Origin of the sequence: Sulfurimonas sp. (assembly GCF_027056685.1) — a bacterium.
Taxonomy (GTDB): Bacteria; Campylobacterota; Campylobacteria; order Campylobacterales; family Sulfurimonadaceae; genus Sulfurimonas.
This window is the reverse complement of sequence record NZ_JALUKE010000054.1, coordinates 1-5,224: the sequence shown is the minus strand read 5'-3', so window position 1 is coordinate 5,224 and position 5,224 is coordinate 1. Positions and strand designations below refer to the sequence as shown.

Genomic DNA, 5,224 nt, shown 5'->3' with positions numbered 1-5,224 from the left:
ATTTCCACCATGATTCTATTAAAGTTCTGAGCTAATTATAGCATAAACTTTTACTGCTATAATTTTAAAAAATAGCAAAAAAGGGAAACACTTGGGATACACTCAATGGGTTCAAAATCATGCCAAAAAACATAAAAAAATAGTAGATAAACTCCTTGCACAAAACTACACAAAAGAGCAAATTATTGACTACTTTGACTTTGACAATATGAAAATAGAAGAGGAAGATTTCTGTCCACTCTATGCAAAAAATAAAAAGTGTCATGATATGGACTCGCTTAATTGTTATCTCTGTTCATGCCCAAATTTTCGATACTCTGATAGAGGCATACAAAAAATAGAAGAAAAAACACAATATAGTTTTTGTAATATTGACTCAAAAGATGGGAAACAAGGTTTTTATGGCGACAAAATTCACCAAGACTGTTCCAAATGTAGCGTACCACATCATAGAGAGTATGTCAAAAAGCATTTTGATTACAATTGGAGTAATATTATGCATGACTGTGCATTATAAATGGGTGTAAAAACTCCACTCTCTCTTCAAGAGGCTCAAACACTTTTTCCAAACTACTCACTAACAAACCTACAAGCAACAACGAATGGTGTTATAGATACAACCTATGTAACAGAGAAATATGTTTTAAAAAAATATGAAAGGAGTATTGAAAAACGCATAGAAGAAGATGCTAAACGCTTAGAATTTTTTTCGAAGCATCAACTTCATGTCCCTAAACTCCTTGCAAAGAGTAAAGAGTGGTATCTCTATGAGCGTCTCTTAGGAGAGTCACCAAAAAGCATACGCTACTACCATATTCAAGCCCTCGCCCGCTTTATGGCACAACTCCATACGCTCACTAAAACGCAACGGAACTCCTCTGCATTTTTAGCACAATATAACATTGACGAGTATTTATCTTTTTTAAAAAAAGATTTTTTTTTCTACTATAAATTTCTAGAACCTCTTAAAGCTTTCAAACTCCCTTGTGATGGTTTTATCCATGGAGATATTTTCAAAGACAACACCCTCTTTTATAGAGAAAAAATTGCTGTTTTTGACTTTATTGATGGAGGATGTGGTGCTTTTTCATTTGATGTTGCCGTAGCATTAATGGCATTTAATCCCTACAACAAGTCCTCTTTTAGAACACTCTTTTTACAAACCTATAACCAACATTCCAAAAAAAAACTAACTCATACAGAATTACAACGCTCACTTCACATCGCAACTAAACTCTACATGCTTTTACGCATTCATAAAACAAAACAGGCACAAAACGCAAAAAAGCTCCTTAAACCATATATTAAATAATGGTATAATAATCCAACTAAACGCAGGAGCAAAGCATGCAAAAAATATCAAGACGCGGATTTTTAAAAGGAGCTGTGGCAGCAGCAACACTGCCACTTGCACTAAACGCAGCGGATAAACAGGACAAAACACTCAAGTTCATACATGTAACAGATTCACATATGGATTTAAGTAATCCCGATACGGTTGAAGCGATGGCAATTATGCGTGATTACATTAACATAAACCACAAAGATTTAGACTTTGTACTCTTTGGCGGTGACAACTTTAACAATAATGTCCCAGGTGATAAGGATGCAGTAAAATTTAAGACAATCGCAGATGGTCTACACTGCCCATACTTTAGTGTACGAGGCAACAAAGAGTCCTCACCAAAGGGTGATGATGAGATAAACCTTGCAGAGTTTCAAAAGATGTTCTGCTCAAACGCAGCGCTCAAACTCCATGGTAAAGATTGGCTCTTACAGGCAAAAGGGTACAACATTTTAGGGCTTGACAGCTGCATAGAGCACCAAAATAACGGCCGCTACACAGAAGAGACACTTGCCTTTGCAGAAAATATACTTAAAACGAAAAAGCCGACACTTATTCTCAATCACCATCCATACACAAACTACTGGGGCGGTACAGAGGAGAAAGACATTCATAAATATGTACTCAACAACACAAACGAGGCACAAAAACGCCTTTTTAAATATGACAACCTCCTGCTCACACTCTCAGGACACAAACACATTGACTCAGTCTCAGAGATTCAAGGCACAAAGGTCATCGTAACACGCGGTTTCATTCGTCCAAAAGATCTCGATATGTACCCAATGCGTTATGTAGAACTTTCTAAAAACAATATTACAGAGAAACTTATCTATACAGCATGAAAATAACTATTAACGACTACAATATGCAAAACCTCGAAGCCTTTAGCGAGATGAAAAAAACAGACATTAGCACGCTCATCAATGAGGCGTTAGAGGAGTACTTTGCAAATGAGCAGAAGAAACTGCTTGAGAAGAACCTCGCAGATGAAAATGCCATGACAAATCTCGATTTCAACGAGTTTTGGGATGATGTGGAGATAGATGAATGATGCTCCACGGTGCAAACATCTATAAATACGCAAGAGAGCTTGACTGCGAGGCAGACGAGATAATAGACTTCTCCTCAAACATCAACTGCTACCAGCCGGAGCAGGAACTCCATATTCCAAACGCAGTCATAACAAAATATGCCGACACCAACTACACAGCACTCAAAAACAGCATAGCAAAAGAGTACCAGATAGATGCAAAAGAGATAGCCCTTTTAAATGGTGCGACTGCTGCCATCTATGCTCTGATGGATTCGCTCAAAGCAAAAAGTGTCTACCTCTACGCACCGCTTTATGGAGAGTACCAAAAAGCAGCGCTTAAAAGCAAAAAAGACATCTACAAAATCAACCGCATAGAGAATATTGACACAGAGGTGGAGGAGAAATCCATCGTTGTTTTTGTCAATCCTTCCACACCCGAGGGAAGCTACTACGAGCTTGACGAGCTCTTTTTGGAGTGGAAAAAGAAGAAGTGTACCATCATATTAGATGAGAGCTTCATAGAGTTTGAAGGGCACAAATCGCTCCGTAAACAGATACAAGACTACAAAAAACTCTACATTATCCAATCTTTTTCAAAGTTCTACGCCTGTGCAGGTGTACGCATCGGTGCTATTTTTACCCACAAAAAAAACATAGAAAAAATCATGCCACCACTGTGGAACATCTCCTCACTTGATGCCGAATTTTTACAAAAAATGTTGAGTGATGCTGCGTTTAAACCCAGCGCATTAGAGATACACAAAGAGCAAAAAGAGGAACTGCAAAACATCCTCAAAAGCAGCAATATTTTTGATCAGATAGTAGAGAGTGATGCAAACTTTATTCTTGTACACACGCCAAACGCAGCAGAACTCTTTGAACATCTTTTAGCGCATAAAATTCTTGTGCGGACTTGTGGGAGTTTTGATTACTTGAGTGATGAGTGGCTGCGTTTTGCGGTGAAAGGTGCAAAAGCTCATAAGAAATTACAAGCTGCGTTTGAAAGCTTTGCTAAGCTATAATAGTGTAATCTAACTTTTTTGGACAATCATGGAACTAATATATTTATGGGTTGAAGAGTATAAAAACATTACAAAACAAGGGTTTAATTTTTCACCTCGGTTTGAGTGTAGCTATGATGAAGCAACTCAAGAGCTGACTATTGATGAAAAAAAAGATTATGTGAACATTTTTCCTGAGAATATAAATATAACTGCTATTGTTGGGGAGAATGGGAGTGGGAAGAGTAGTATTTTAAAAGTATTAAAAAAAATATTAGATTATATTCCTTATACTGAATTGGGATATGGTTCTTCTGGTAAACAAGAATATCCATTTTCTTTTATTATTGTTGTAAAGACTGGTGATAAAATTCAATATATTTCTAGTTTTTCTATTCATACAAATATAGATAAAGCCAATATTTTAGGACATTATAATTATTATCTGTATTTAGCCGATGATCAAAAACCCATAAGTGAAGAATACAGAACAGATAAATTGACACACCATAGATTTTCTCTTGATAATAGTGTAATAGCACAAATGCTCACAAGTCAATATGTAGCCAATATTGATTTTAAGCTAACTACATTTATGTATTTACCTACCAAGATTGAGATAAAACCAATAAAGTTGCATGAGCTCTTTAGCGAACTTACAGGGGATTATGAACAAGGGTTTGGTGTTTCAGACATTGACTTATCTCTTGATATGTCAGATAAGGAATTTGAAAGTGCTCGAAAAAATATAAGAAATCAATCATTTGCAAAAGCCGATGATTTAAATGAAATATTTATTAATACACAAGATAATTTTCATAAATATTTAATCATATGGTATATAAAAGAGTATGGGGACGATGATTATTATCAATTTGAAGATAAAGATTTTTTATCAAAAGAATACACTGCACAAGTAAATTCAATAAATGAAAAAGAGTTTAATGAATACTTTAAAGAAAAAGAAAAAGAAATAAATACATTGACTAAAAGAGAAAAAGAAATATATTTTAATTATTGTAAAGACTTTTTTGAATTTGATTTTATAGATTTAGAAAATAGAAAATTTAATCATCTAAGTCATGGTGAACAAACTATATTTTCTCAGTTTTTAAATATATACTATTTTTCACTCTATGATAAAGAAAAAATCTTTTTATTTTTAATGGATGAACCAGATTTATCATTGCATCCCCAGTGGCAGAAGAAATATTTATTTGAATTATATAATCTATTAAATAGAATTAATTTTACTTTTAATATAATACTCACAACTCATTCTCCATTTATTCTCTCAGATTTGCCAAAAGAAAATATAAAATTTTTAAAAGGTGGCAAACAAACAGAGGTAAATATAGATACTTTCGGAGCAAATATCCATACCTTATTGTCTCATGGCTTTTTTATGCAAGATGGGCTTATAGGAGAATTTGCGAAAAAGAAAATGAATGAAGTTATTAAAATTTTAAAACGAAAAAGAGTCTCTCAAAAAAATTTAGATTACTGTAAAAAAATTATCTCCATTATTGGAGAACCTATTTTAAAATCAACTCTTGAAAAAATGCTAGATGACAAATTACATACGGATGAAAGCGAACTTAAAAAACTTGAAAGAGAACAAAAAGAGATTCAAGAAAAAATACATAAACTCAAAGACAATCAATGAAAAAAGTTGACTTGTCTTGTTTAGATTTAGAAAAATATTTTACTTCAATCAATATTGAAAATATAAAAAATAAATTGAGTGCTCCTAAATATAAAAAAATAACTGATAGATTAGAACTTTTAATAAAATCAGATTTACCAACAATAAAAAAATATCTCAATATAACAAATTATTAC

General features: G+C 33.5%; 7 protein-coding genes. All 7 read left to right on the top strand.

Annotation, left to right across the window (positions count from 1 at the left end; translation table 11 throughout):
- The first annotated feature begins 91 nt into the window (after positions 1-91).
- Positions 92-517, top strand: coding sequence for a hypothetical protein (locus MVY38_RS02000; protein WP_297483011.1), 426 nt, complete (start codon positions 92-94; stop codon positions 515-517).
- A complete protein-coding gene (locus MVY38_RS01995; RefSeq protein WP_297483007.1) occupies positions 518-1,312 on the top strand; it encodes a phosphotransferase in 795 nt (264 codons plus the stop codon).
- Positions 1,313-1,347: 35 nt separating this feature from the next.
- A complete protein-coding gene (locus tag MVY38_RS01990; protein ID WP_297483004.1) occupies positions 1,348-2,190 on the top strand; it encodes a metallophosphoesterase in 843 nt (280 codons plus the stop codon).
- The gene (locus MVY38_RS01985; protein WP_297483001.1) at positions 2,187-2,399 is read left to right on the top strand and encodes a hypothetical protein; all 213 of its coding nucleotides are present in this window, start codon (positions 2,187-2,189) and stop codon (positions 2,397-2,399) included. Before MVY38_RS01990 ends, MVY38_RS01985 begins: the two co-directional genes overlap by 4 nt.
- Positions 2,396-3,403 carry an aminotransferase class I/II-fold pyridoxal phosphate-dependent enzyme gene (locus MVY38_RS01980; protein ID WP_297482998.1) on the top strand — a complete coding sequence of 336 codons (1,008 nt, stop codon included), beginning with the start codon at positions 2,396-2,398 and terminating at the stop codon, positions 3,401-3,403. Before MVY38_RS01985 ends, MVY38_RS01980 begins: the two co-directional genes overlap by 4 nt.
- A 28-nt stretch (positions 3,404-3,431) precedes the next feature.
- Positions 3,432-5,048, top strand: coding sequence for an AAA family ATPase (locus tag MVY38_RS01975; protein ID WP_297482995.1), 1,617 nt, complete (start codon positions 3,432-3,434; stop codon positions 5,046-5,048).
- Positions 5,045-5,224, top strand: a 180-nt coding sequence (locus MVY38_RS01970; RefSeq protein WP_297482991.1) for a hypothetical protein, incomplete at its 3' end; no start/stop codon positions are given. The genes MVY38_RS01975 and MVY38_RS01970, both read left to right, overlap by 4 nt.